The sequence below is a fragment of the Ruegeria sp. HKCCA0235A genome (assembly GCF_013033235.1).
Lineage (GTDB): Bacteria > Pseudomonadota > Alphaproteobacteria > Rhodobacterales > Rhodobacteraceae > Ruegeria.
In genome coordinates this window covers 226669-253605 of the sequence record NZ_WQDQ01000006.1, presented here as the reverse complement: position 1 = coordinate 253605, position 26937 = coordinate 226669, and the positions used below count along the sequence as shown (strand labels likewise).

Here is a 26937-nt window from a genome sequence, read left to right as displayed (position 1 = left end):
TTCAGTTCAGGCAGTTGCCTCCTTGAGGGCATAATAAATATCGCGGGCCTCTTGCAAGCGTTTGGTATCAAGGTTTTCAACCGTAGCAGCGTCAGGATTGGGAAGGAAATAGCGTTCGAATCTCTGGTGGGTACGCGACAGCCCTAACATGTCACATAAGGTCTCCATCGTTCGCTGAGGCGCAGAGCGCAGATCATCCTGAAACAAAAAAACACAATGTTCCTTATACTCCTGAAGCGCCCGAAACGCACAAATCCAATAGTCCAGCCAATAGTCTGGATGATACGTGTCTTTGTGCTCTGGCTCAAATCCGGGAAATAAAAACGGTTTATGCAGATCGCCAAATTCGAAATGGCCGATATCGGCCATATATCGGCTCACAAAACTGTCTCTGGCCTGAAGCTTGCTGAAATTGATGTGCTGTCGCAGAAGTGATTCAGCATGGCATTCCGGCCGTCGCACCGGTACGACGATCCTGCAATCCGGAATAGATTTGAGCAGATAGGGTATCCGGGCAATGTTGGCGTTGTTCTTAGAACAGTAGCGCGTTTTTAGCGCATTTTCCGGTCCGGCCTGACTGTTCCGCGCCCTGATGATGCTACACATGTGCTGCCGAAAAAAATGATCTGCCTGAGGGTTTGTATCGCAAGTGTTCCAAAGGGGAATCGAAGTCCCCTTGAAGCGATCTGGCCAAAACGATTTCCAAATGGCCTCCTCGAACGCCTCAGGGCTATCAAGATCGATCTCCAGCCCGTCGCCATGGGCGCGCTGCTGCCGCCGAACACCCCGCTTCGGCCCGCCCGCGATTTTATCCCATAGAACAGGAGCCGTCAGAAATGGCATATCCCGATAGATATGCGTGGCCACTTCGGGCGCATCATGCAAAGCGTTGAGGACAGCGGTGGTCCCGCCTCGTGCCAGGGATGTCACAAAAACAGGTTGAGTGGCATCAGCAGTGGAAGATTGCCTCGTCATGCGATCTTCAAGCCGCGAGGCCAGTTTCAGTATCGCCGGTCCTGAGAAGGCAAGGTTATGCACAAACTGGTCAACCGGTGAGTATTGGCCGCCTTCAACATGTTCCTCCGTATCCGCGCGTCGTAGCCGGCTGCCAATTTTTGCGCCTGCAAAAGCAAGGACCGATACCACGACGATGTAATCCAGACGAAGCATGACCCCAAGCACCGCCGCACCTGTTGCGATTCCGGACCAGTCCGCCAGCGCAATCGGGAGACCCGCCGCCGTCAGAGCCAGCGCAATGCGCCACGTCAAGTTCAGCCCACCCACCAGCAGCTTCAGCCCTGCTTGCCTTGCGGCCGCTTCCTTGGCGTCGTCAGAATGTTGGTTGTCAAATAGCGCGGTGACACCGGCCATACAGGTGCTCACGACGTGTTGGGCCGTCCCTGCGATATTTGTTTGCCACAGGGCCAGAATAAATCCGGCAACTGCCAAGAGCGAAACGGCTATCGCTGCTATCATGGCGTCGGATCGTTTTCGGAACCAGCCTGATTTTTCCGCCCCCCGATCCAACGTTTAAGCGGAAACCAGACCAGCCCGACAAGCAGAAACACAACACCAAGAATGACGGCAATCGTAACAGCAATCGCGCCCAACCCGGCACCGGGACCGATATAGGCATGTGCCGGACTGGCCAGCGTCGCAAAGGCCATGCAGCAAATAAGCCACAACGGGATTAGGCGACCTTTAAACTTATGATTAGCGGGCTGGTTCATTATGTGCATTCCTTCCAATCGACTTCAAAATACCCCGACGGATAGAGTTTTGAATTGGTGATCTCACCAACAAATTCAGCATTATATTCGTTGACGTATTCCCAGATCACGTTGCCTGCTCTGTCCACTTCCAGAACACGCCCGGCATCAAATTCGGTAATCAATACTCCACCGTTTTCCAGAATTTCATGCTGTCCCCGAACGACCGACAGCATCTCCTGACCTGGTTTGCTTCCGAATACGATTTCCGTTTCCCGGCTCGCCGGATCAATCGCAATGATGTTGGTGTCGCGCGGCGCATCTACCCGTGTTTTTTCGGTCGCCGTATAAGAGGTCAGATATGCGTTGTTATTGAAGATCGAGATTTTTCCGTCCGGACGGAATTCAGGGTCATGCTGCCGGACCCACGGGCCGGTCTGGTGCCACTTAACTTTCCTGGTGTTTGCATCAACGACCATCACCAGATTAAGCCCTCGCATCGAAAGCACCCAATCCCCAGCTTTAAACAGTGGGAATTTGTCGGCCAGTTCTGATGGCAACTCATCAATTTTGTTGGCGTGGACCAGTTCACTGCGGATCACCCGCGTTGGCTTAATTTCCCTGCCATTGGCGGTCAGCAGTGCCGACAGGCCGCTATCGATGATAAAACCAGGTATTGAAATGCTTTCAAGAACCTGCCCCTGTTCATCAAGTTTCAGAATGACATCTTCCAGAATCGGCTCGCTTGTTGCAGGAGTCGAAAAGGGTGGAAAGCGATCGACAACTTCCGAGGCAATCCATTCGTTGCGACCAAGCGTCAGGTATCCACCATTTTCAGATCTGACCATTGAGTGGTGTGATTTCTCATTGAGTGTCCATAGAACCCTTGAACATTGATCTAGCTTAACCGCCCCGCAATATTCGTAGCTAAAAACAAGCTCGCCTTTCTCGGTCAGCAATGCGCCATGAACATCGGTCAACAGAGGGTTGCGGAAATGAGCACAGGGACGGGTGGCGATATCAGGAAAATGATCAATGTAATTCAGCGACCATTTACGAATGACACCGCCATTACGGTTCACCAACCTGGCCTGGTTCTCTCCATCAAAGAAACCCATCAGCAGAATGCTATCCTGACGGCCCGGTTTCGTGTTAATCACAACACCCTTGCCCTGTCCGCGTGCTGGCTGAAGGTGTTTGTGGTACGCCCGCGCCTCGCGGGTCAGTGATTTGTCTACGACCAAAACGTTATAGGCCGACAAAAGCTGCGGCACCGGTGGCCAGTTCTTTCTTTGCGCAAATATCCCGAACAGAACCGACGAGAAAACAATTGTCAGAAACAGGCAAACCCGGAACAGTCGTTCGGGTAACTCCTCAAAGTCGGTTCTCTTCTTACGTATTTTACCCATCAAAACCAAACTCACAACTCACACACAGTATCGGAAGCGCGATTTGTCGCCCAACCCAACGTTGCATTTATACGGAAGAAATTTTTCGCCTATTTTAAGTCTCAGCAGTACTCCTACCACTTTAACTTGAAGCGGGTCTTCAGAGGTTCAGAGATAGAGATCACAGATTGAATCAAATTAACAAATCTACACATTCTGAACGTTCTACCCCCCTTATATTTCCCTACCCCCCTTAATTTCCCTTTCTCGGTCTACTCGTTGTATCGACGCTAATTTTAACTCTTTTCATCCTGAACGTACGAAAAACATATCGTTCATCTTCGGTTAATCTTTGCACTGATAAACGTTGATACGCGTTAAAGCATCAGCGATATTGGGCTCGCTACTGCCTTTCTCTGCGGTGCGCTTGGACTGACGGCTTCGTACCCATAGCGACCGATGCCGCAATCTGCGCCAATGTCAGTCTCGGTCAGCAAACGGTCCTTGAAATGCAGACCTGGACGCCGTGTAGTCGTTGCGCGGTTGATCTTATTCGTCCACGGTAACGGAATGATCACCAAACCAAGCCCAACCCCATGAGCCTCAGAATTTAAGATCGTCGCAGTCAATCTAACGCCGTATTTAATAAGGTTCAAAGGGGGAAAGATGTATCGATCTTCTGTCGCGGCGATGCAATCCGTCGATCGTTCCACGTTGCACTTAGCGCTAGACGATGGCTCAACGACTCAGGGAGAAGTCGTGCGATATCCCCTGTACAATACGGCTGAACTGAACGACTAGAAGACGCGGCACTCTTCGAGTTGAGATCAGAGTCTATCGGCAAAACCCCAGAAATTCTGCAAAAGTGGCGAAGCCGAGGGCCAGAATTGAGGGGCATCGCGTTTGCCTTGGACTGTGCTTGGCATGGGCTTATTTCACAGCGCGCAGGCCTGCCCATGCCCGCGCTTCTAAGAGGGCCTGCGTATGGCGTGGTTCCGGAAGTGTTCTCGTTGTCACCAGGTCCTCAGGAAGAATTGATTCAGCAGATCAGAGCGGATCGAGGGTCAACCCGTGCTATTCAAATTAAACTTGGGGTCGGCACGTTGGCAGACGACCTTGATACGGTGAGACAAATTCTGCAGGTCTTGAACTAGGACTAATTGCAGCACGCAGATTTCAACGGCTCCCTTTCCCAAAACACCACACTAAACGTTCTCCCAAGTTTCTTCGACCCCAAATTGCTTTGGGAAGAGCCTTGCAAATCTATTGATGCAAATATTGCTATTGTGGAGGCTTTGAACGGTCACATGACGTTTGACACGTGTTTGACGGATTTGGCCGGGTATAACGAGGTGATCTCGACCGGTGTTAAATACGCAGCGATCAAACCTGCGTTGATGGATGTCTGACTTCAGCACCTACCGGTAGATTTAGGGTTTTGAATAACGGAGGATTTCTGGTTGATCGACGCCATTATGGAGCGCAGATGAACAAGAAATCCGGAACATCGAAAGACGCGGCTGACAAGCTGGTCAGAGGCATCAAACGCAAGACCCGCAAGCACTACTCAGCTGAGGAAAAGATCAGGATTGTCCTGGCTGGTCTGCGGGAGAAAAACTTCATGTAGGCTCATGCTCCGTTTCTTCTGTCGTCAAAATGAGCATACGGATGACAAGATTCGGCGCAAGAAAATGACTGATTTTTTCAGCAAAGCAGTCATAGGGTAGAATTCACTGATTGATCGCTATGCGGACAAAGAGTGCTTTCGCCGCGCGCACCAACGACCGATTCGGCATTGTTGCTAATCCAGAAGATGGATTGCAAACAAGCTGGAGCTACGCCGTGACGTTCAGCGGAATAGAACAGTTCGGTTTTCTCAAGCTTTAATCTTCACTTCGGCGGCCAAGCCACCTAAGCGTTTCGATGTTCTGAGTTCCAGCGACCCACCGTAGGCATTCAATAAGTCAACGGAAATAGACAGTCCCAAACCTGTTCCCTTAACAGAGGTGTCCAGCCGACTGCCTGAACGAAGGACTTCCTCTCGGGCACCATCCGGAATACCGGGCCCGTCATCTTCAACGCAAAGTTCGATGCCGCTGTCACAGCGCCTCGCGGTGATTTGGAGTGTCGTCCGGCTCCACTTGAGAGCGTTGTCGAGGAGGTTTCCAATCACTTCCTCGATGTCCTGGGGGTCCATTCGAACTTGAAGACCAGCCTCGCAATTCGAAACGAGCGTCTTCCCCTCGCGTTCGGCCATGACCGAGAATAGCCGGGACAGTCGTTCGACCGAATTCGTCAGGTCTGTCCTGGAATGTGTTAACTCTCCGGTGTTTGATGCACGCATGCGCGCGAGTGAACGGCTAAGCTGGGCGTCAATTCGAGTTAGCGCTTCTTCCGCAGGCTCCGTATGTGCTCCTGCGTCTGCCAGTTCCGCCAATTCGTTTCGTAAGATAGCCGTCGGCGTCTTGAGGGCATGCGCCAGATCCGCCGCTTGTCTTCGCGAACCAGAGACAATCTCGCGGTTTCGATGCAGCAGTTTGTTGAGATCTTCCACCAAGGGCGAAACCTCTTCCGGGTAGTCTTCGGGAGTCAGTTCATCGCCTCGATCCCAGCGATGGGCGACATCGGCGCGCAACTTCCGGAGCGGGCCAACAATGGCGGACATCAGCAAAAGAGAACTTGCCACTCCGATCAAACCAACCAATCCGAAAACCGGGAGCAGGTATCTTTGTGCAGCGCTGCGTTCGTTGATCAGTTCGCTCCTGCTTTCGGCGACAGTTACGCCCCACTCGGTTCCGTCCTCGAACGTAATCTTTTGATAAACGCCACGAATGGCTTCGCTATCTGGACCGGAGGTGTTCCAAATGATTGTTTCGTCATTTCCGCGCGGAGGCTCGGCGATCGTTTCATCGAAGAGTGAAGCAGACGTATAGATGGCGCCGGTTCTGTCCGTTACTTGCCAATACCGCCCCGAATATGGCGTGCTATACGCAGGATCGAATACCAACTGTCGCAGGGTTTCAGGGTCATCCGTGGTGGCGCTGAGGCCAACAACAACCTGCGTGTGCCGGTCTTGTAGCGTTGCGTCGAACTGCTCCAGAACGCGCGTATTAATGTAGGAAAACACCATCAGCGTACCGACGCCTACGGACAACGCTCCCGAAGCGATACCTCCGAGTAAGGCCCGTTGGCGCAACGAGAGCATTAGGCGGAATCAATCATATAGCCGCGACCCCGGACGGTTGTAATCAAATCGGAGCCCAGCTTTTTGCGCAGGCGGGTCACAAATACTGCAATCGTGTTGGAATCTCTGTCGCCGTCATATTCGTAGATGTGTTCCGACAGCTCAGTACGCGACACCATGCGACCGATGTTGTGCGCCAGATAGGTCAGAACGGCGACCTCCTGCGCGGTCAAATCGACAGGAATGCCCCCAACGGCAACCCGCCCGTTTCGCGTATCCAGAGAGACATCTCCCATTTCTATCACGGGGTTCAATTGACCGCTCTGACGTCGCAAGATGGCCCGTACACGTGCCGCCAATTCGGGCATATGGAACGGCTTGGTCATATAGTCATCCGCGCCGGCATCCAAGCCGTCGACGCGTTCGCTCCAGCCATCTCTGGCCGTCAGGATCAAGACCGGTGTCTTGACGCCCGCGCTGCGCCATTCGCGCAGGACCGAAATGCCGTCACGCTCAGGCAAGCCGATGTCGAGGATGATCATGTCGTACGGTTCAGTCGACCCCAGATGCAGGGCATCTGTACCATTGTTGGCCACGTCGACCACGCGACCTTCCGCACCCAATAGCTTTTTGACTTGCTCACAAAGCTGGGGTTCGTCTTCGGCAAGGAGTATTCGCATATCCAGAGACTACAGCTAAACCAGCGTGATCTTCACTTTATTTTTTGCCGCCACCGTTGCCGCCACCGTTGCCGCCACCGTTGCCGCCACCGTTGCCGCCACCGTTGCCACCGCCATTGCCGCCACCGTTGCCACCGCCATTGCCGCCACCATTGCCGCCACCGTTGCCACCGCCGTTGCCGCCACCGTTGCCGCCACCATTGCCGCCACCGTTGCCACCGCCGTTGCCGCCACCGTTGCCGCCAGCGTTGCCACCGCCGTTGCCGTTACCATTGCCGCCAGCATTGCTTCGGCCTGCACTGTTTCCACGAGTGGTAGAGGCACTCTGAGCGTTGTTGCTTTTGGATTTGGTTGAATTGCGTGCGGCTTCAGAAATCTCGCGCCCCGTACTTGAGCGGTTCGAGACGACTGTGCCGGTTTCGGCGTTCACGATCACGCTGACGATTTTCCCGCCCGGCTTTTTGACCAGGATACGATAGTAAATCTTGTCTGTTTTGAATGCGCGCGCATCAACAGGTGTTCCGCCGTATGCTTTTTTCACGCCTTTGATCACACGGTTCAGCCGTATCGCACTGCCTGACAACGTCGCCATGCGCAGTTCAGACTGTTTGAGTTCGCGTGCATCTGCCGCCGCTTGCCCACCAGACAAGACAGTCAGCAAAGCTGCAACCAGAAAAAACGCTTTGGCCTGCATAACACCCTCAAACACCTTCATCGAAGACTACTAGGCCAGACATGAACCGATGATGAACAAGCAGTTAGCCCTGCGTTCAAGCGACCTAAAGTTAAATCAGTGGCAACGGTTTTGATTCGACTGCGAGTCAGACTGCCGAAACACCGTGGTCAACCTCAGCGCGCTGATTGCCATTGCTGGAGGTTTTGAGGAGATTGAAAATGAAAACCACCAAGTGCGGACTGCTTAAAGCTTCGACGATCGCGATTGCCTTGTTGGGGTCCACGGCCATTGTAGCCACCGTCGCAGCTCCTGATTTTGCTTATGCCAAGCCGGGCAACGGTAATGGTGGCGGCAATGGCGGTGGAAACGGCAATGGCGGCGGAAACGGTGGTGGTAACGGTAATGGCGGCGGCAACGGCGGTGGTAACGGTAATGGCGGTGGGAATGGCAACGGCGGTGGCAATGGAAACGGCGGTGGGAATGGCAACGGCGCCCAGGGAGATCGCGGAGACAAAAGCTCGGCTGGGAATGGTGGCCGTGGGAAAGGGGCCGACAAAAGCCGTAGCGGGGCCAAGGCCGGGATATTCGGACAGGGGAAAACAAAATCGCAGTCTGCTCGGTCTGGTACCAAAAAAGGCGGAGGGTTTTCTCTGAAAAATCTGTTCAACGGGAAAGGCAAAGCTCGCAATACAGCAACCAATTCAAGGGTTGCTACGACAACCCTTCAAACGCAAAAGACCAAGGCGCAAAGAACGGTTCGCCAGAATGTGATTTTAAAAGAGTCCAAGCGCCCAGTTGCCCGGGCAAAAGGCAATCGTATGGCTGCGCTGCTTGGTGCAGATCCCTCTGAGTTGGGCGCACTGAACGCCGCCAATGCAAGCCCAACGGCCCTGGCCAATGCAGCACCCAATTCGCGGGTTGGCAGAATTGCCACGTACCGAGACACAGTGCTGGCCGGAGAGCCTTTGCGGGAGGAACTGGAAGAACAGTTGGAGTTTCTTGAAGGGTTGGAAGAACCAGAGCGGACAGTTCAAGAAATCGAGGATGACTTGGAAGTCGCAGTAGGTGAGGTACAAACCAACCGGGATACGGTCGCAGAACTTGAACAAGCTTTGGAGGACGCGGGCGGTAGTGATCCGGATATCGAAGCGCAGCTAGAAGCGGCCCAAGCCGAATTAGACGCTTCGATTGATGAAGCCCAGACTCTGAATGACGAAAGACAGGCAGCCATTGAATACAATGAAGCCGTTGAAGAGGTGGAAGAGTTGACTGAACTTGTCGAAGAGCAAGATCTGGCCGAACGTGAGGCACTGGAAGCCGCTGCCAACAAGCCTGTTACGGATGCAGTTGAGGAACAGGTTAAAGCGCTGCTGGGGCTTTGACCTGAGGCTTCCCGGCCATCGCCAGCCTCCACTTCAGGACGAACTGAAAGCTGGAGCGTCGATAAGCCTTTCGGATACTAAGTTGGAAGGTAGATTCAGTCGGCCTGCTAGGCGCAAGCTCTTGATGATTGCGATGCGCAACAAGAAAATCCCGCCCCAAGCTGGGACGGGTTCCTGTTACAATTCAGATGTTTAGGGCGAAAATCGAGAATTGTCGGGGGGCAGCCGAATTGCCTTCAGACGTTTTGGTGAGCCTCGGATAGCCGCTTGTTTTTTGTGATCTCTGTCAGTGCATTTTCGATAGGAGGGAAGCGGCTATTGCTCGAATTCATCGCGGTTTGCAGGCGCTCTTCAGCAGATTTGCTAGAGGTCCGCATCGCAATTTCAGGGCTGCGATCTTCAGTCACAAAGGCAGGTTTGACCATTTTGTTCCCCTTGTTTCCGTCAAACGATATACGTCTCGTTCGATCCAACTTGGTCAGTATGCGCAAAGTTGTTTGAACCTAATGAGAATACACTGTTCATGTTCGGTTAATGTTGTTTACGAAATAAGAACAAAGGATTGGTCTGGCCGGGCGCCACTTCAATTGCCCCATTCCAACTTGAGGGTTTCTAAGGTCGTTAGATGAGAATGTTGTGCCAAGCGAACCATAGTTTCACAGCAGAAGACTTCGGCAGTAAGCCAGTCTCCGCCGATGCATTGGTCAAATCCCGAAGATGATCATAATTGGAAAGATCAGTTAAAGGAGGCGGAAAAGATGAAAACGGCTTTGGCAATCACGGCGACGGTGTTCACTATGCATGCCGGGCCCTTTGCGGGTGCGAGTTTTGACATCCAGTCTCTTGATCTTGGACAGAGTATCGGGTCGCACAATGCACTGCAGCCTGTTTTCGTGAAATCAAAAGCAGGTAACTGTCCTCCGGGTTTGGCCAAGAAAGCAGTGCCGTGCGTTCCGCCCGGCCAAGCTAAACGATACCGAGTCGGGGATTTCATCTACAATGGGTACGTTCGCATCGATAATCCTAGCCGATATGGCCTGCGGCGAAACGGCTACTATGTGCGTGCCGGAGACTATGTTTACCAAGTAAACCGGGAGACACACGAGGTGCTGAACCTAATAGGGGCAGTGGTCGATGTTCTTAATTGATTGCATACTTTACGATCAATCACTGCTCGGATTAACGCCTTTGGGTTGTAGATGAAGCACGGGAGTTTGGGCTTTTCGAGGCCGTCATAGGCGAAGCAGCATTACCGTTAATCTTACCCTGTAACGTCACTGGGGAAGGTCCAGAGCCGACTTTGAATATTCCCTCACAAGTCTGTCGTCGCAGCCCGCTTTCCGATCATGTGCCGCAGATCTAGGTTCTAGGCTTCAGCGAATTCACCAGATGCGCAGGAAGCCGCCACTAGCTGCACTGCGATGCAAAGAGACCATTTGAATGTCTGGTCTGCGGACAAAGCGGCCATTTGACGAACGTACGCTTCAAGGAATGGGATTCCGTAGCGGGCTCCAAAAATCCACGGAAACCCCAATAAAACAGGGACCAAGGTGTACCACGAACAGTCAAATGCGACACATTGAGATCAATGGGTTGCCGCAACTGTGTACCAAGCACAGCGATTCGATCACTGACGACTTCTCAATAATTTGGAATGTGAGAACCTCGCCCGACCTAGACATTCTCGAGAGGAGAAGGATCAAATGAGTACCGAGAAGGAGTTCTAAGCTGCGAGTTTTCAGTTTCCGCCTCATTACGACAAAGTATGCTCACTTGGAGGATCACACCCGACTTCCAAACTAGCGGAGGAGCCTTCCAGTTGATCAGAAATTCGTATGACGCGTTTCTTGCGTCCGCATGGCACACAGATGAGCTGAAGTCGTTGAGGCAAAGGATTCATAACGATTTTTCGAGTCCAGAGTTTGAGCGGGTGTATGTAGCAGAGATTTCGGACAGAACGAATTCTCCAGAGGAGAAGGAAGATCAACTCGAAATCGTTGATACGTGCTTGGAAGCAATCGAACAGTCCAATCAATTCATTCTCTTGGATGTCGGTGAGTATGGCACGTATTTGGGGCAAGGTAGCTCAAAGTCTGTCTCATCGTTTCTTGAGTTGGAGCTTTTTCAAGCAGTGCTACACAAAAAGCCCATACACTTCTTGTTGGTTGGGCAGGAAGAAACGGAACTTGCATCGCTTGTTTCGCGACTACCTAATTCAGGCGTGAGCAAGTCGACAGTCGGAAACTTGGATGAAGCTGAGACTGAAATCTCAAGAGTGCTTGATGGAAAAAGCACACTAAGTCCCGCACCAGGATTAGTTTCTGAATTCACTGACGAAGTACTGCGCACCAGGCAAAAGCACTGGTCAGATCAGAACCTATTTTCAGAGCCTGAACTCTTTGGCGGTTCGATTGTGGGCAACACTGTAGATGATGCTTTCGACGCTGAAATCGTGGATTACTATTTAAAGCTCGCTGAGGCCGCGACACACACAAACCGTGTCCTGACGCGTACCTGGATCGCCATCAGATATCTGATGAAAGTGCACTACTCCACGACACACGATCCCGTGGTTGTTGGTTTGTGGCGAAGGGCTTTTTCACTATGGTTGCGCGCGACGTCTTGGCGTGGTCTTCACGGACATATATGGCTTGGAAATGTGTCGGCTTTGGGATCACACGCCCTTCTACTTGGGCAGAACAACATTCCATTTTTTGACGAAAGTGATCCAAGCTCCGGGGACTTATTCAATGACTTGTGTAGTGCGTACTACAGCGTATCCAAGTTGGCCGGACGAGGCTATTCTCGGTCCTTGTTAGGGCGCTCTGAGGCATATCTTTCTGCTGGTTTAAAAAGTAGATCACGAGCGCACACCCACAGGTTACTTCCCCTCAAAGGTGCGTTGGAAATGCGGCGGCTTCGTTTGAAAACAGCAGTTGCCACGTTCTCAGAGGCGCTAGAATTAGCTGAGGGTAGAGCAGAAGATCAAAATGAAGTCGGCTTTCTGATGACAGAACTGGGCTTCGTTGAAGCTATATCTGGCTCGCCCAGAACTGGCCGTCGGAGAATTGTCGAAGGTCTATCAACAATAGACCGCGACACGTGGAATCCTGGATTCCTCGCTCGCGCAGAACGTAAGCTGGCGATCGCATCGTTAATGTGCTTGAGTTTTTCCGACGCACGCGACGCCGCAACTCGCGCGCTTCTGGTTGCTGAGCAGCACGATATGCTGAACCAAATTAGAGCGCCTATGTCATGGCTTGCACGTCGGCCAAAGTAGCATCTCTTCCGATGGGCGAACCTCAAAGGATGTTTGGCATAGTTGCTTTTGCGTGTGTTATTGTCGTTGGATGAGACTTTTCGTTCATTCTGCAGGATAGATATTTGATGGGTACTTGCATTGTAATCCCAGCGTTCAATGAGGAACTGACAATAAAATCTGTTGTTTCCGACCTCGTTGAGCTTGATATGCCCGTTTTCGTTGTGGATGACGGAAGCATTGATGGCACTCGAGACATGTCGGAGAAAGCTGGCGCCCGGGTAATTCATCACAGCCATAATCTTGGAAACGGTGCTGCGTTAAAATCAGGATTGCAACATACCTTCGAAAGCGGATTTAACGATGTTGTGACGCTGGATGCTGACGGTGCGCATCGATCTGAGGATGTAAAAGTCGTCATTAGTGCGCACAGAGAAAACAAAGCTAATTTGACAATTGGCAGTCGGTTTTTGAGGGAGGCAAGTCAAAGCATTCCAAGTCCAAAAGTTGACGCGAATCGTTTTGCCATAAGCTCATTTAACTTGATTTTCGGGGCGAAGCAGACAGATGTGGCAAGTGGTTTCAGAGTGCTAGATCGGAAGGCTTTCAGTGTCACGCCGATGGAAAGTTCATTTTCATGGACTTTTGGCTGTCTAGCAGCTTGCCTGCGTGAGGGGCTAACCGTTTGCGAAGCACCAATCGGTGTTAGGTACGACGCACAGGAACTCTGGGCGACCAGTCAGGGAGAGCTCGAAGACTTTCTCAACTTTTGCTCCCAAGAGGCGATATCTCTAAAACCACCGATCGAGGCTCTCAAGCAGGCTATAAACGAGGGCCGGATTTGCTCTGTTCGCGTTGGAATGCAAGATATCTTTATCCACCCGTTGCCAGCATCAAGACATGTGATTTTTCAAGTTCAGAACCAATGGCACGGAGCGATTCCTTTAGGTCTTGAAAGGGTAGATTTTGACGCGGCTTTTGAAGAAGCAGCAGATTGAATGAGGCAGTAAATGGCGAATTACAAAGTAAGACACTTAGGCTTGATCCCAGACGGAGCTGGCCGTTGGGCAAGCGCACGAGGCGAAACACTGGTTTTTGGGTACCAAGTTAGTGTGAGGCTGATTGAGCAGCTCGTGAAAGAATTCTTTCGTCATGGCGGTTCTGAGCTTTCCATCTACTTGTTCGCTGTCGCGAATTTCAAGCGGCAGGATTGGGAGATTGATGCGTTAATGAAGGTCGCAGATGAGTTCATGCATACACTTTCTGAAAACCAAGCCTATCTGGGTGTGTCTGTAACGGTCGCTGGCGACAGGAGCATGCTCCCAAACAGTATTAATTCAACTATCTCGACGCTGGAAAACAGAAATACTTACAAACATACTTTGAACCTTTTACTCGCGTATGACCCAGTCCAAGAAATACAAGCTGCCCTCGAAACTGAGAAAGTTGAGAAAGTTGAGAAAGGTGAGAAAGGTGAGAAAGGTGATGACCTACTTGAACATCTTTGGGTCAAGAATCCTGTTGACCTTGTTGTAAGAACTGGAGGCGCTAAAACGCTGTCAAAATTCTTGCCGATGCAAAGCTCTCATGCACGGCTTATTTTTCTTGACGAGCTCTTGAATGATCTAGAGGTGAGTGATCTCATGCGGCACGTCTACGAGCATGAGGCAATGGACCTTCAGTACGGAGAATGACTGGTCTGCAGTCTCGTGATAATTGGATGATTCGTGCTTGAGGATGTCGAGATCACTGAACTATTCTTTAGCCAGATTTAAGTGAGTATGAACGGGGAGTTGATAAGTCTACGTTCAATATCTTCTGAAACCAGAACGGGAAATCCACAGCATCCGCCAATTGTTCGGGCAAGTCTTCTTCACGTTTAAACAGATTTTGCGATGTGCCTCCTGGCGATGGGATGGGTAGCCGGATGGCCAAGGGATGGAGCTTTTTGAACATTTCGTATTCTTCGACTACGCCTTCCATGCCACCAATGAACACCCCAGCAAAAAACTCATGGCTTGTAAGCATTTGCTTGCGCATTAATGTCAAGCTGGCTGCTTTGTTTCCGCGAATTTCGTCGGTTTCCACAAAATTCTCAAACTTTTGGTTTTCGCTTGGGTAGTCTTTTCTGAAATATGCACTTTGATATAGTGTTGCGACACCGGAGAAAGACACATCGTAGCCTTCTGACGAGGCCGCAACTATCGGTGTAATTGCGGGTTGCCCGCCCCAAACCAGCAGATAACGACCAAGTATCACTTCGATCAAGGCTGTCACCGCCTCTTTGATCAGGTATGGGTCAAACGACTCACTGCCCGCGCGTCCATATCGTGGTACACTCGCCGACAATAATATTGCTTTAGTACCCTTCACTTTAGCGCCTCCGACAGGTCGACGTCTATAAAACCGGATCTGATCCAATGGAAGTCATCGACTTGGGTGCCAAGCCACTCAAGATGAGCTCTCCATTTATTCATAACACCAAGATGGTTATAGAGTAGTGCGGATTGGTCGGGTGTAGCGTTCTCGACTATGCGTGCGACGTGTTCTGATGTTGGGATTTCCACGATTGGATAGACCTGTAGTCTCTTCCCACCTGGGAAGTTCGCTTCAACTCGTCGAAATTGGCCTGGATGGCTCAGACTTCCACTTTTTTGGCCAACTTCAGCACGCAGAATGCCGAGCAGCTTTGCTTGCCGGATCGCAACGCTTTTGCTGCGTAGACGCTCAATTTCGTCAGCTATTTCGTTTACTCGATCGACCCTTAGTCTTCTATCTTTTCTGAAGTCTGATGCATCGAGCTTGATTTGGTTAGAGTAAGTGAAACTCAAATCCGCAGTTACGCCTGGCCAACCTAACCGCAAGACAGCGCAATTCAACTTGTTAGCCCGAACCAACTCAATTTTTGTCCAATGGTTTGCGACATATGTTGGGGTATCCAGCATGAGCAGGATATCGCAATCGCTCAAGCTATGCATCAGTGCATCTTGAAAAATCGCCCCAGGCCGTATCTCGTGAGTGTCGAGAAACACATCATATTGTTCTTTGCTCAGAGCTTCGTAGAGCTGCAGTGCAACGGGAGTGGACTCTACTCTGCGATAACTAATGAATATTCGTCGTCGTGAAGGTAACAGTCCCAAGCATTCTGCTGCTGCTGAAGCAATTCGCTGTGCTGACGAAGGGCCGTCTAGCGCCATCGCATTGAAATAGGAGGCTTCTGGTGGAAGCTCTTTACCGCATCGCGTGAGGTCAGAGACGATTGGAATTATCGGATCAGTACTGCCGAGTGCTGCTGGTGGGTTCCATTTTGGAACTGGCTCGCAACCAAAAAAGAGACCTACCGTTGAGGTGCTTGGATTGCGCCGCGAAAGCGACCCACTTCGATCAAGAGCAACCTCTTTACCAATCATAAGCGCGAACTCGCTCAGGTGATTGACGAGGGCCGCCTCAAGCTCTGGAGACAATGCGCTAGTTTCACCAAAGGCACAGATTTCGTAAGTCGCATTCATCGTCTTGCAGTCTAAGCTAGACAAAAACTTCTTTCTAGTAGCGCCTGGGAGGCAACGACAATAAGCCACCTGACGCTCGGAGCACAGCAACGTAACTGTCGTGTTCTGCCAAACTATCGTTTCTGAGATACACGATTTCTTGAGGCAACACGCGTTAACGTGGCAAGTTCAGTATCGCAATACTGCCTCTCGAAACTGTCTTCTCAGAATTTCTGTCTTGTGACGAGATTCGAGAAACGAGTCAAAAAGCTGACGTTCGCTGCGACCTGACTTGGGTCCGCATTGGGCTCAAAGCAGTCGTTTGCTACAACCGGCGTGAGTGTCAGCTATAAGCGTTTAGCCAACTTTCTGTCGCATGACACGTTGCGCTATCCGCGCTTGATATCCGGCTTTGTGTGGTATGTATTGTGGTATCTTTTCTGAAGGTCTGAATAAATTATATACTTAACAAGAGTTTGTAGGCTTAGTTAGGCTGACTTCGTCTCCGCCATCCAACTTTCTTTAGCTTTCTGTCCGGGGAGATTCAGCTCGAAGATGGCTGGGCCCCAGATATACTGTTTTGCATTGGATTCTGTGATTTCTCGAAAGATCGGAAAGCGGCGGCGGGGCCGGGTGTCCAGCGCGATTGAAACCCCTCTTGTCCTGGACTTTCTCAATCCGTTGCAGAACAGGGCAAAAAGCCTGTCGGAATGACCGGTCACGATCCGGTAACGGCGTCGTGCGAATCGTTGTTTCCGTCGATCGGGAGAGCAACATGCCGCAACATATCATTCCGTCTGAACCCTGGCAGGACCTGGAAAAGCCCAATCGTGGATTGAACCGGGATCAGTGTCACTCGAGCGCGCCGACTGGTGCCCGAGACAGGGCGGCCGCAGAACATAACGGCGAAGCAGACCTGTTTGCCGGGACTTGGCCCACGAGCTTTTCGAAGGGCTTGCGGCATGACGAAAATGGCATTGTCGACGTGCAGGTTTATACCGAATTTCTGGAAGAAGTGGCTGATCCTACCTGCACCGACAATCAAGGAAACAGGCTGACGCTGTTTGACACGCCAGCCTATTCCGGGCCCTTCCGCACCGCGCCATCAGAGGGTGGTGAATTTAGATGGCGTGCGTGGGAAGGGCCAATCCTGGGTCATCGGTTGGGGTTCAATGGATTGGACGCCGGCGGTTTGGGTATCGCGCCGGCGCCCAGGCTTGGGTCAGATGAATTGGCGGCAGAGATGGCCGAACTCTATGCGATGGCCTGTCTGCGAGATGTGTCCTTCGAAACCATTCGGGATGGTGCCGAGGGAACCGACAAGGTGCTTGGCGCCCTTGGCCGGTTGGAGTGGTTCCGCAAAGACGGTTTCCCAAAGGATGCCAGCGGCGCCGAGATCGGGAAAGTACCGGCGGCGCGCCGGGTCCGAGATGGCGAAGGTCTGTCTTCGCGAACTTTGTTCCGCGGCTCGAGCCAAGGCTGTTCGGACGGGCCTTACGTGTCGCAGTTCCTTTTGCAGGGTTACGACCCGCTGACGTCAGACGCGGCGCATGTGCAAGGGCGGTGGTTGGCAAATACAACTGCGCCAAGGGCAATGCCGTTTGGTTCGTTTCGGGTTGACCAAAGAGTTGCACCACAGGCCGTTGGCGTGGACTATTTGCGGGACTGGGCCGAGTGGCTGGACGTTCAGAACGGGGCGGACGCGACTGGCGAACAAGCCTTTGAGGCCTGTGGCCCGAAGTTTATTGAAACACCTCGCGACCTTGCCACCTATGTGCATTTCGACTCGATCTATCAGGCTTTTTTCAATGCCTGCCTGTTGATGTTGGGCCGAGGTATTCAAGCAGATGACGGTCTGCCCGAAGTCTGGAGTTCCCGTGCGGAGGATAGTGGGGCCCATTGGGGCGGATCACACGCGCTGTCAATGCTGGCAGAAACCGCGACCAGGGCAATGCGGGCCGTGCGACGCCAGACCTTTCAGGTGCACAACCGCGCCCGCCCTGAAAAGCTGGGCAGCGTTGCAACCTTGGTGGCGAATGGTCATGGCGCGGTGCTTGGGGCAGCGGAACCGTTTGCCGCAGCCCATCTTGAGAAATTGGAAAGCGCCGCCTGCGAAGATTTCAGTCTTGTGGAAGCCATTGCTGCCGCGCCGGCCACTAAGCGGTTCGCCCACAACGCGGTTTCTCATAAGGGGCTGCCACAAATCGATCGCAACCTGCTGTTGCCTGTTGCTTATCCCGAGGGCTCGCCAATGCAGCCGTCCTACGGGGCGGCGCATGGCGCAGTTGCCGGGGCGTGCGCGACGCTGCTCAAGGCGTTCTTTAAAACGCACGCGCTGGACGGGTCCCGGGTAACTTTGGCAGAGGCGGGTATGGAGCGCGTCTTTGTTCCGGCTCCGGGTGGAATGAAACTGGTTGAGTCCGTGCGGCCAGAGGACAGCGCAGCGAAGCTTACGCTGAATGGCGAGCTGAACAAGTTGGCTGCAAATATCGCGATCGGGCGCAATTTTGCAGGGGTACATTTCTACAGCGACTATTTCGACAGTATCCGAATGGGTGAACGCGTTGCAGTGGGCATTCTGGCCGAACAGATGGCGAATTTCCGGGGGGCCGCGAAAATGTCGCTTGAAACATTTGATGGAGATCGCCTCAACATCGTTGGCGGTCGTTCTTGCGGTAGCGAAATCCACATTGTGAACAGTACGCCCGAATTGTGGTGGACCCGTCATTTGCCTGAACAGGCGGGGTGGGCAGGATGAATGTATCAGACCCCATGACAGGTCGGTCTACATGATGCTTCCTTGTGCGTCACCGGTGGCGATCGCCCCGTCGGAATTGAAAACCTGCGGGCATCGACCTCTGACTTTCCATTCTAGTGTCTCTGAAGCCCAACGGTGTTCTTTGATGTCTGTATTCCAATCGCCGGGACTTGCTGATCAAGGCGTGAACGAAGCCACCCGGTCAGCGTGGAATTCAACCATTCAGAACATATTCGACGTGCAAGGCGTCAGCCCGTTTCTGGTCATGGATCCGCGGGACATCGAGGCGGGCCAGCCTTCGAATGGGTTCAGATGGCGCGCCGATCCGCGGGAACCTCGGGACTGTCTGGGCGATGAGCTGGCGGCGCGCGTGTGTGACCAAGGCTGGCCCGGCAGGGTTGAGCTGCACAATGAATATCTTGAATACACGTTGGTAATGCGACCCGATACCAGTGGCAGACTGCGCCCGAAGCGATTTGTGGCCACTACCGAGTTTGTGGAGTGGTGGCAGTTCATGGCGGTGTTCGATTTCGATCACTTCCTGTCGGTGGTCGCATCGGTGACCGGGCGCTTCTACTCCTGCAAGGATCTGTTTGAAGTCTCACGGTCGGTATGGACGTCGATGGATGTGTCCGAGCGTGCGGCCCGCTTTCACAAAAGGCTGGTGGGTAGGGATCACGCGCATCCGCCGGAACATCCGTTGAATATCCAGCATGCCCTGTTTCTGGCCAAGGGTACGAACCGTTTGACCGATCTGATCCAGACCATGCATTTTTCTTCCTTCCCGTATCTCGTGAAGGACGGCGAGAGCAACCGGCGCGCCCGGCTTGAAGAAGTTCTTGATTTCGCGAACCGGCAGGATCTGTACTGCGGGCATGCAGGGTTCCGCCTGGTGAGCGATACGCTTGAACTGGCCGCGGGGAAATGTGGTAAGTCACCAGCGGGTCGGGCGATGGCATTCTCTGATCCGCTTGGGCTGTATATTCAGGCATTCCATACATCACGACTGTTTGTGGGTGCGGGCAGGGTGCCTCGGGGCTGGGTCCGGTTCAGTCGCGGTGCGCGGGGAATGCACATGCGCCTTGAATTCGGGCCTGCCGACGACGATCCCCGGTTTCTGGATGATATCACGCTAGGAACAGGCCCTTCGGCTCGCCCTGTCTCGGGCTATGCTCTGGCCAGCCTGATCGAGGTCGGCCCGATGATCACAGTTGCCGCCAGGCCGCGCGTGATCACCCGTGTCGAATTTGTTGAAACTCCGCATGTTGATCCGGGGCGGGTTGTCCGCAGCCTGCCCGAGACCGAACGTTGCAGGCAGCTTTTGGAATTCGCGGACCGTTGCAAGGCAGAGACCAACGGCGACACGACACGCTTTCGCAGAGACGGATCCTGACCGGTGCTCAAACTGCTACGGCTTTGACCACCGGCAGGGGAATTTCAGGTGCGGTCATGTCAAAAACCGCAACCGGACGACCGAGGGCGCGACTTGCCGCTGTCAATACCGTCGTCAGCGATGGGTTCGGGCTGTCCCACGCCCGCGTGTCAAACAACCGCGTCGGAGCAACAGGCCGGTCATTCTGCGCGCCGCGATAAAGCCGGAACAGACGGGCCTGTTCAGCATCCATGCCGTGATCCGTTACACCGTTGTGTTCAAGCATCACCATGTTGCGCCAGGACACCACCGCCTCGGATGCTGCGTGCAAGACGCCCTGCGCCAGATTTGCGGAAAGCGCCGATCCATAGGTCGGCCTGCCGCCATCCGCATCTGCGCAGACCGCGCGCAGCAGAAGGCCGATGCCCGGAACTTCGAGGATGTGAAGGCTCAGTTGCCGCAGTTGGACGTGCAGCCACTGCGTCAAATCATGGGGCAGGACCGTGTCCGGCGCCAGGTGGTCAAACCCCTGCGATCCAAGAGCGTGTTCCAAACACTCCAGCGCCGCCCACAGCGCGGCGGCTTCATGTGTCGGGCCAGCCGCGGCACCTTTCGAAGTGACCTTTCCGTCACTGCCCGGAACACCCAGTGCAAGCGCGTCGTTTGGCATCACATGGGATGCGCCATCCGACGCGATCAGGCTTTCGCGGGTTTGTGGTGCTTCGGTACTGTATTGCAAGGCATAGCGCTCAATCGCCTCGAACCCGGCCAGCCGCGCCGCCTCTTCCGGTGTGCGGCCAGTGCCGAAAGACACGCGATGACCCATCCCGCCCTTGGGGGGCAGAGCTCCGTCGCGCAGCTCGATCAAGCGAAAAGCCGCGTGGATCGGCGCATCTTTGGGGAATTCGGCAAACGAGGGTTTGGAAATTAGCCGAGCAGTTTCAGCGCGTTCTATCAACGTGTCGGTCATTTTCATTTCCGGATAAGCATATAACGGGGTATACAAGTGGGCATTGTTGTTTGAGAAGGAGATTTTACATGGCTCGTTTGACAATCAACCCGAATTATTCGTTGAAAGACTTGGGGTGCGAAGTTCTGAATGCCGCGCGCGGCCGTGCGTTGGGGTCGCAAGATGATCAGGACGCGGCGGAACGCAAAATTCAAGAAATCCTTGCGGACAGTGGTAATCCAGAGGTCAGGTTTGTCTATGACACCAAGGATCTGGTTCATATCGTTGTTCCGGACCTGAGTGACAAAAAGCCGGATCCGAACCCCGATCACGAGTCATGGTGCTGCAAACTGGCCTATGAAGCGATGGGCGGTATCGTCATATTTGGATGCAGCGGTTAACGACAACCCCCGAACGTTTTTGAGGGCCGTTAGTGACTGAGGCAAAAACCAAGGTTTTTTTGACCGGACCGTTTCAGATTATCCGTGACGACGGTCAGGATGTGACGCCTCGGGGCACCAAAGCGAAAGCTCTTCTTGCTTTGGTGCTTCTGTCGAAAAATGCGATACGCAGCAGGGCTTGGCTGCAGGACAAGCTCTGGAGCGAGAGTTCGCCCGCACAAGGCGCGGCGTCGCTGCGCAAAGAGCTGAGTGTTCTCAGCAAGCACTTTTCCAAGCACAAACTTGATATTCTTGAAATCACCCGTGAAACGGTGTCGATCAATCTGGCAGCAGTCGAGGTTGATCTGTTTGACGAGCAGCTCAGTCCCGATCGGGCTGAATTGCTGGAAGGGTTGGACGTTGCCGACCCCGAGTTCGAGGCATGGCTGACGGTTGAACGGCAGGCCTATTGGGACATCGATACAGACTCAGACAGGCCGGTTCTGGCGGGCCGTGGTTTGCCGGTGCATTGGGGGCGTTTGCGTCCAGCGGTTGTGGTTGAGCCTTTTGAAGTTGTCGGGGAAACGCCGGATATCAGCATTGCTGCCTCCTCCATACGAGACGAACTCATGTTTCTTCTGGGCACAATGTCCGACGTGATCGAACTGCGTGACGCGCGCAGGCAGGAAGGCCCGGTTGAAGGTTATGTTCTCAGCGGCAGCGTGGTTGGCGCGGAAGGTCTGCGGGTGGCCGCTCAACTGACGTCAACCGCGGATCAGGTGTGCCTTTGGACACAGAGGTTCCGCTTTCGTGCGAAGGAAACATTTGACGCGGTCGAAGAAATCGCCATGAAGGTCGTCGAGGCGCTCCAACTGCGATTGCGCGACGGGTATTGGTCAGAAATCTGGTCAAGCCGTGTCACTTCGACCGAGGCCTGGTCGGCGTTCCAGAAAGCGCGCATATTGGAAAGTCAGGCAACAGAAGACGGGTTGCAGGATGCCATCCGTCAATACCGCGCCTGTCTCGAGTTTGACCCCGGATACCTGCCGGCACGTGTGGCGATCGGTTTCTGTCATTTGGACATGATCCGCCTGGGCATGGATGCAAACCCGGCCGAGACGCTGGCAATGGTAGAGGCCGAATGCAAAAAGCTGAGCGATCTGAACCCGACTGACCCGTATTGCTCGGCCCTCCATGCCTTTACCCACAGTGTTGCCGGCAACACGTCAGAGGCTTGCAGCTTGATGCTTGCCGTCGTGGAACGTTTCAGCGGAAGCCCGGAATTGTTGGGATATTACGGCATCCTGTTGGTGTATGATGACCGGGCTGAAGAAGGCGTGTCGGTCTGCAAGAAAGCGTTGGCGTTGACGCCGCATCCGCCCATTTGGATCGAAGCAAATCTGGCAATCGCAATGATGATGACCGGGGACAAGGCCGCGTGGCAGCATGCCCATAACGTGTTGCGGGTCGACCCCGGACGCGTTCGCCCCAGGGTCGTGCTGTGCATGCTGTCCGCCGCCGCCGGGAACCATTCCCTGGCGCGTCGACATGCCCGGCAGATTCTGGAATTGCAGCCGGGCTTTTCGGCCGAACGCTGGGCCTGGCCCGGCTGTTTCAAGAACAGGCAACACTACGAGAAAGGCGTGCGGCTGTTGTCGGCGGCTGGTCTGTGACGGGTCGTCAGGTTTCTTCCAGCACCTTGCGGGCCACGCGAAAACACTCCAGCGCCTGAGGAACACCGCAATATATCCCGACCACGTGGATGATGGCGCGGATTTCTTCCTTTGAAACCCCGTTGTTGATGGCGCCCCGGCAGTGGATTTCCCATTCATGCATCTTGCCCAGTGCACCGATCATCGACAGGTTCATCATCGACCGGGTCTTGGCGTCGATCACGTCGTCGCCCCACCCAAACCCCCAGCACCAGGCCGTCATGGCTTCTTGAAACGGGCGGGTGAAGTCGTCGGCGGCAGCAAGGTTTTTTTCCACATACTCTGCGCCCAGCGTGTTCTTCCTTTGCTCCAGTCCTTTCAGAAACAGGTCTTCGTCGAAAATGTCGGCCATTGCGGGTCTCCGGTGTGTCAGTGTGTCAGGCGGTGTCTGTGAAGGTGATCGTAATGCGGTTTCATCCTGCGGTGCACCTGTTTCACACGGTCTGGCGCGTCCGCGATGTCGATATGCGTGCGGGGCTGCGGAGCAAGCCCGGTCGATTTCGCCAGGTTGCCATGGAACGACCCGCCGTCCCACCAACTGAGGGCGGACGGATCACCGCCCGGTTCCCATGTCAGCGCCTCTTGGATGAATGGGATTCCCACCGCGTCACAAAACGCCCGGGTCATGCCGTGTGGGTCTTCCAGCAGGTCATCGCTGTCAATGACCGGCGGCGGCGTTCCGTTCAACGCCGTCAACAGATCGAACAGCGCGCGCTGTTCGGGAAAGCCAACCTCGCCTTCGGCAAAGTCCGGCCACTGCTTGTACATCGAAGTGATGGTCTTAGCCGGGTCCCGGATCAGGAAGGCGTGGGTGAAATGCGACAGAAACTCGGCATCCCACATGTGGTTGATGTAATGCGGAAAATCCTTGAGGAAGACCGGCCCCCATTTCGCCCGCTGCTGAATGTCCAGCCACACGCTGTCCAGTGTCAGGCCCGGCGTTGTCACATCACCCGATTGGAACCGATGCCAAAGCGGGTCTTCACCCTGATACCACGCCTCGCCAAAGGGCTCGTGCAGGCAGTCGAGATCACCGCGTTGCCGCATCATCCACTCGAATGCGGTTGACGTGGATCTGGGCACGGCCCAGAGCGCGAGGATTTTGTGCATGGTCATGGCCTCTCGAACAACTCAAGACGTTTCAGCAATTGCCCGTGCGGTTTGTCGGGTGCGATACCGAGGGATTTGAAGATGCGCCAGTAAAGCGCGATGTCGTGGCCGATCACCGGTTTGCCCAGCGCGTCTTCAAGCGTGTCGGCCAGATGCAGCGGGCGCTGGGGCAAGCCACCGGGACCGGTGCGGAAATTGCACATGCCATTGATCAGGATCGCTTCGGCCTGAGGTGCCTTGTCGGCCACATATTCAAAGCTTTTCAGTGCCAGATCGCCGTCAAAGACCCAGCGACAGGAATTGACTTCTTCCTGACTGTCGAACCAGCCCTGATCGTGGAAATTCCCGGCCCAGACCACATCAAACCCGGCTTCTTTCAAGAAACCGACCGTGCCCTGCCACCATTCCGGCCAATGATAGGCGGCGTTCAGGGCAACCTTTTCGACATTCAGGTCACGCAATGCCTCGACCATGGCATATCCCGCCATGTGAAAGCGGGTGCCATATTTGTCTGACAGGGTTTCGCAGTGTTGCCGAACGCCTTCCACGCCCAGCCCGCAGGCATGGACCCAATTCGAACCGACCTGACCGCAGACATCCACACCGTTGCGGGACATGCAGTGCACGAAGTCTTCGAGCATGCCAAAGTTCTGTCTCCGCTGATCCAACCCGTGCACGTAGTCTGGCACATGCAGCATCCACCCGTGAACGCCCACCGTTTCGGGACACATGCGCAGGAAATCCGAGGGCGCGGCGTCAAAGTCGAACGGCGGGCAGGTGAACCCGACCTGATGGGGGAACAGTTTGTGTTCCGGGCGCCAGACTTCAGGCATCAGCATCAGCGTGCTACCTCGGCCACTAATCCACAGCCTCGCGCATCCATTGCTGAAGCCGCGCGATGGAATGTTCCGACATCACCCCGCAGCCCGGATCCAGAACAAGCGGTCCGGGGCGATAGCCCCGCGACTTGAGCCCGCGATGAACGGATTCCACAAGGCGGATGTCTTCCTCGACCGTCGTTTCACGGTCCTGGACCGCCAGTTGCCGGATGACCGCACTGTCCGAGCCTCCCTCGGTGTACCAGCCGCGCCAGACGGTGCAGTGATCGGCATCAACCGCGCGCCAGTGATAGGTGTTCAGCACATTGCCGGGGTAACACTGGAACGAGAACATCGGCCACAGGAACCACGATTGGTAATCGCCCGCGTGCGGTACCGACAGGTCGATGGGGTAGGTCATCTTGTCGAGACTCTGGCATTCCGTCGTGTGACGCAGGACGTAGCCGCCGCCCGCGTCCGGCTGAATGTCATAGGTCTCGGGCTTGACCACACCTTCGGCAAAGGTCGGGTGATTGTTCGGACAGTGGTAGCATTCCGAGTAATTTTCGATACTGACCTTCCAGTTGCAGTTTTCGGGAATCTCGACCCATTCCAGCGGTTCCAGATCGTCGATATGCGGGACGAATGCGCGGATTTCCTGGCGCACACCGGGGAACCATTCATCCATGGGGGCGGCGTTGTCATTGAGGTTGACGAAAATGAAACCGTTGAACACTTCGGTCCGGACCGAGGTCAGGCAGATCGCAGTGCGGTCAAAGCCGGGGACAGATTTGATATTGGGCCCGGCACGCAGCTGTCCGGTCAACTCATAGGTCCACGCATGATAGGGGCAGACAACGACGCGGGTGTTGCCCGCGCCGATGACCATCTCATGCGCCCGGTGCTGGCAGACGTTGTAGAAGGTGCGGATTTCGCCGTCGCGGCCGCGAATGCAGAACAGGTTCTGGCCGGCGATCTCAAACGCAAAGTAATCCCCTGCTTCCCGGACCTGCGCGACATGGCCCGCAAACTGCCACGTTCGGGCCAGAAGCCCCTGCATTTCCTGCTCGAAAATCGCAGGGTCGACATAGTATCGCGCGTCCAGTGAGTGGGTCAGGGGTGCGTTCATTCGGGCTCCTCCGCGTAGAGGCCAAGTTGGTGTCTGCGTTGGTGAAACCGTTCCACCCGCTCGACGATCTCATCGCTGGACACGGCGATCACGAAGGACAGCAGAGTTTCCAACAAGGCGATGGTCGAGACGGATGACGGAAAAAACTGCGGCGTGTCGGCGGCAACGACAAAGCCGTGATGGGCGTTCAGGATCACCGGGCTGGCCGGGCTGTCGGAAATACCGATGACGGTCAGACCCTGTTGCCGTGCCAGCTTGATCGCCTCGATGACTTCGGTGCGATAGGGGTGGCAGGTGATCGCGATCAGCACGTCCTGTTCATCGGCCCAGGCCAGATCATCCACCGGGGTCGAGCCGGGGCGTGGAATCGCGTGGAACTGCTTCATCCCGGTTGACGCAAGATAGGTGAAATTCCGCGCGTTCGAGTTGTTGACGCCAACGCCCAGCGTGAAGATCTGGCGGCAGTTCCAGATATCCTCGGCGGCGGATTTCAGGCTCGTTTCATCAATTCCAGCGAAGGTGTCTTCAATATTGCGGATCGCCGCACCCACCATATCGGCATAAAGCCCACCCAGCTCACCTGACTTGCCGATCTCTTGCAGCCAACGGGCGCGGTCGGGAAACGACACGTTGCCCCGTCGAATCGCTTCGCGGAACGGGGCCCGGAAATCTTCGTACCCTTCGAAGCCCACCTGCCGGGCCATACGCACGAAAGTATTGGGTTTGACCTTGGCCGCCTCGGCAATCTCGCGCACGGTCGAGACCCCAACATCCGTTGGGTTCTCCAACACGTAGCGCGCGGCTTTCTGTGCCTCGGGGGTGAGGGCGTCCCATTCCCGGCTCAGGCGGTCGAGGACGGTTGATGATACATTTGTGTCATTCATGATTGACGATGGTACATTTGTGGAATTAGCCTGTCGAGCAGAAACGCGACTCGGGAAGA

25 protein-coding genes are annotated in these 26937 nt (G+C 54.3%); 10 read left to right on the top strand and 15 right to left on the bottom strand.

The window, feature by feature from the left end; translation table 11 throughout:
- Positions 1-6 precede the first annotated feature (6 nt).
- The 3 genes from GOW56_RS12870 to GOW56_RS12860 form a co-directional block, all read right to left on the bottom strand.
- The gene (locus tag GOW56_RS12870) at positions 7-1476 is read right to left on the bottom strand and encodes a sulfotransferase (protein WP_171119818.1); all 1470 of its coding nucleotides are present in this window, start codon (positions 1474-1476) and stop codon (positions 7-9) included.
- Positions 1473-1667 carry a hypothetical protein gene (locus tag GOW56_RS12865; RefSeq protein WP_171119836.1) on the bottom strand — a complete coding sequence of 65 codons (195 nt, stop codon included), beginning with the start codon at positions 1665-1667 and terminating at the stop codon, positions 1473-1475. The genes GOW56_RS12870 and GOW56_RS12865 overlap by 4 nt, the downstream gene beginning before the upstream one ends.
- Before the next feature lie 62 nt (positions 1668-1729).
- Positions 1730-3118, bottom strand: coding sequence for an arylsulfotransferase family protein (locus GOW56_RS12860; protein ID WP_171119817.1), 1389 nt, complete (start codon positions 3116-3118; stop codon positions 1730-1732).
- Positions 3119-4583: 1465 nt separating this feature from the next.
- Between GOW56_RS12860 and GOW56_RS12855 the strand changes: the two genes are divergently transcribed.
- Entirely contained in the window at positions 4584-4724 is a 141-nt protein-coding gene (locus tag GOW56_RS12855) for a hypothetical protein (RefSeq protein WP_171119816.1), read from the top strand.
- A gap of 249 nt (positions 4725-4973) precedes the next feature.
- On the opposite strand, the gene GOW56_RS12850 is transcribed toward GOW56_RS12855, so the two are convergent.
- The 3 genes from GOW56_RS12850 to GOW56_RS21695 all read right to left on the bottom strand — a co-directional run bounded on the left by GOW56_RS12850 (position 4974) and on the right by GOW56_RS21695 (position 7676).
- Entirely contained in the window at positions 4974-6227 is a 1254-nt protein-coding gene (locus GOW56_RS12850) for a HAMP domain-containing sensor histidine kinase (RefSeq protein WP_171119815.1), read from the bottom strand.
- Between the two features lie 74 nt (positions 6228-6301).
- Entirely contained in the window at positions 6302-6961 is a 660-nt protein-coding gene (locus GOW56_RS12845; protein ID WP_171119814.1) for a response regulator transcription factor, read from the bottom strand.
- Positions 6962-6998: 37 nt separating this feature from the next.
- Complete coding sequence (locus tag GOW56_RS21695) at positions 6999-7676, bottom strand: PepSY domain-containing protein (RefSeq protein WP_217358821.1); 678 nt, start codon at positions 7674-7676, stop codon at positions 6999-7001.
- Between the two features lie 179 nt (positions 7677-7855).
- Here GOW56_RS21695 and GOW56_RS12835 point away from each other — a divergent pair, with 179 nt between their 5' ends.
- Positions 7856-9019 (top strand): hypothetical protein, encoded by a 1164-nt coding sequence (locus tag GOW56_RS12835; RefSeq protein WP_171205983.1) that lies wholly within the window; start codon positions 7856-7858, stop codon positions 9017-9019.
- Positions 9020-9255: 236 nt separating this feature from the next.
- Here the strand turns inward: GOW56_RS12835 and GOW56_RS12830 are convergent, their stop codons facing one another.
- A complete protein-coding gene (locus GOW56_RS12830) occupies positions 9256-9444 on the bottom strand; it encodes a hypothetical protein (protein WP_171119812.1) in 189 nt (62 codons plus the stop codon).
- 333 nt (positions 9445-9777) lie between these two features.
- On the opposite strand from GOW56_RS12830, the gene GOW56_RS12825 reads away from it, so the two are divergent.
- The 4 genes from GOW56_RS12825 to GOW56_RS12810 all read left to right on the top strand — a co-directional run bounded on the left by GOW56_RS12825 (position 9778) and on the right by GOW56_RS12810 (position 13972).
- On the top strand, positions 9778-10167 hold the full coding sequence (locus GOW56_RS12825; RefSeq protein WP_254447218.1) for a hypothetical protein: 390 nt from the start codon (positions 9778-9780) through the stop codon (positions 10165-10167).
- 671 nt (positions 10168-10838) lie between these two features.
- The gene (locus GOW56_RS12820) at positions 10839-12299 is read left to right on the top strand and encodes a hypothetical protein (RefSeq protein WP_171206130.1); all 1461 of its coding nucleotides are present in this window, start codon (positions 10839-10841) and stop codon (positions 12297-12299) included.
- Positions 12300-12406: 107 nt separating this feature from the next.
- Positions 12407-13276 carry a glycosyltransferase family 2 protein gene (locus GOW56_RS12815; protein ID WP_171206129.1) on the top strand — a complete coding sequence of 290 codons (870 nt, stop codon included), beginning with the start codon at positions 12407-12409 and terminating at the stop codon, positions 13274-13276.
- A gap of 12 nt (positions 13277-13288) precedes the next feature.
- Positions 13289-13972 carry an undecaprenyl diphosphate synthase family protein gene (locus GOW56_RS12810; protein ID WP_171206128.1) on the top strand — a complete coding sequence of 228 codons (684 nt, stop codon included), beginning with the start codon at positions 13289-13291 and terminating at the stop codon, positions 13970-13972.
- A 67-nt stretch (positions 13973-14039) separates the two neighbouring features.
- Here GOW56_RS12810 and GOW56_RS12805 read toward each other — a convergent pair whose 3' ends face one another.
- A complete protein-coding gene (locus GOW56_RS12805; protein ID WP_171206127.1) occupies positions 14040-14651 on the bottom strand; it encodes a hypothetical protein in 612 nt (203 codons plus the stop codon).
- Positions 14648-15787, bottom strand: a complete 1140-nt coding sequence (locus tag GOW56_RS12800) for a toll/interleukin-1 receptor domain-containing protein (protein WP_171206126.1) — start codon at positions 15785-15787, stop codon at positions 14648-14650. The genes GOW56_RS12805 and GOW56_RS12800 overlap by 4 nt, the downstream gene beginning before the upstream one ends.
- 754 nt (positions 15788-16541) lie before the next feature.
- On the opposite strand from GOW56_RS12800, the gene GOW56_RS12795 reads away from it, so the two are divergent.
- Positions 16542-18524: a hypothetical protein gene (locus GOW56_RS12795; RefSeq protein ID WP_171206125.1), complete on the top strand. Its 1983-nt coding sequence runs from the start codon at positions 16542-16544 to the stop codon at positions 18522-18524.
- A 145-nt stretch (positions 18525-18669) separates the two neighbouring features.
- A complete protein-coding gene (locus GOW56_RS12790; RefSeq protein ID WP_171206124.1) occupies positions 18670-19917 on the top strand; it encodes a hypothetical protein in 1248 nt (415 codons plus the stop codon).
- A 7-nt stretch (positions 19918-19924) separates the two neighbouring features.
- Here GOW56_RS12790 and GOW56_RS12785 read toward each other — a convergent pair whose 3' ends face one another.
- Positions 19925-20866 (bottom strand): YcaO-like family protein, encoded by a 942-nt coding sequence (locus GOW56_RS12785; protein ID WP_171206123.1) that lies wholly within the window; start codon positions 20864-20866, stop codon positions 19925-19927.
- A gap of 68 nt (positions 20867-20934) precedes the next feature.
- On the opposite strand from GOW56_RS12785, the gene GOW56_RS12780 reads away from it, so the two are divergent.
- Complete coding sequence (locus GOW56_RS12780) at positions 20935-21246, top strand: hypothetical protein (protein ID WP_171171326.1); 312 nt, start codon at positions 20935-20937, stop codon at positions 21244-21246.
- A gap of 32 nt (positions 21247-21278) precedes the next feature.
- On the top strand, positions 21279-22898 hold the full coding sequence (locus GOW56_RS12775; protein ID WP_171206122.1) for a hypothetical protein: 1620 nt from the start codon (positions 21279-21281) through the stop codon (positions 22896-22898).
- Positions 22899-22905: 7 nt separating this feature from the next.
- Here the strand turns inward: GOW56_RS12775 and GOW56_RS12770 are convergent, their stop codons facing one another.
- Genes GOW56_RS12770 through GOW56_RS12750 form a run of 5 tightly spaced genes read right to left on the bottom strand, consistent with a single transcriptional unit; the run spans position 22906 to position 26878 of the window.
- A complete protein-coding gene (locus GOW56_RS12770; protein ID WP_152456719.1) occupies positions 22906-23289 on the bottom strand; it encodes a carboxymuconolactone decarboxylase family protein in 384 nt (127 codons plus the stop codon).
- A gap of 17 nt (positions 23290-23306) precedes the next feature.
- The gene (locus tag GOW56_RS12765; RefSeq protein WP_171206154.1) at positions 23307-24047 is read right to left on the bottom strand and encodes a sulfotransferase family protein; all 741 of its coding nucleotides are present in this window, start codon (positions 24045-24047) and stop codon (positions 23307-23309) included.
- Between the two features lie 2 nt (positions 24048-24049).
- Positions 24050-24886, bottom strand: coding sequence for a hypothetical protein (locus GOW56_RS12760; RefSeq protein WP_171206121.1), 837 nt, complete (start codon positions 24884-24886; stop codon positions 24050-24052).
- A 19-nt stretch (positions 24887-24905) separates the two neighbouring features.
- Entirely contained in the window at positions 24906-25994 is a 1089-nt protein-coding gene (locus GOW56_RS12755) for an aromatic ring-hydroxylating dioxygenase subunit alpha (protein ID WP_171206120.1), read from the bottom strand.
- The gene (locus tag GOW56_RS12750; RefSeq protein ID WP_170346254.1) at positions 25991-26878 is read right to left on the bottom strand and encodes a MurR/RpiR family transcriptional regulator; all 888 of its coding nucleotides are present in this window, start codon (positions 26876-26878) and stop codon (positions 25991-25993) included. The genes GOW56_RS12755 and GOW56_RS12750 overlap by 4 nt, the downstream gene beginning before the upstream one ends.
- Positions 26879-26937: the final 59 nt, after the last annotated feature.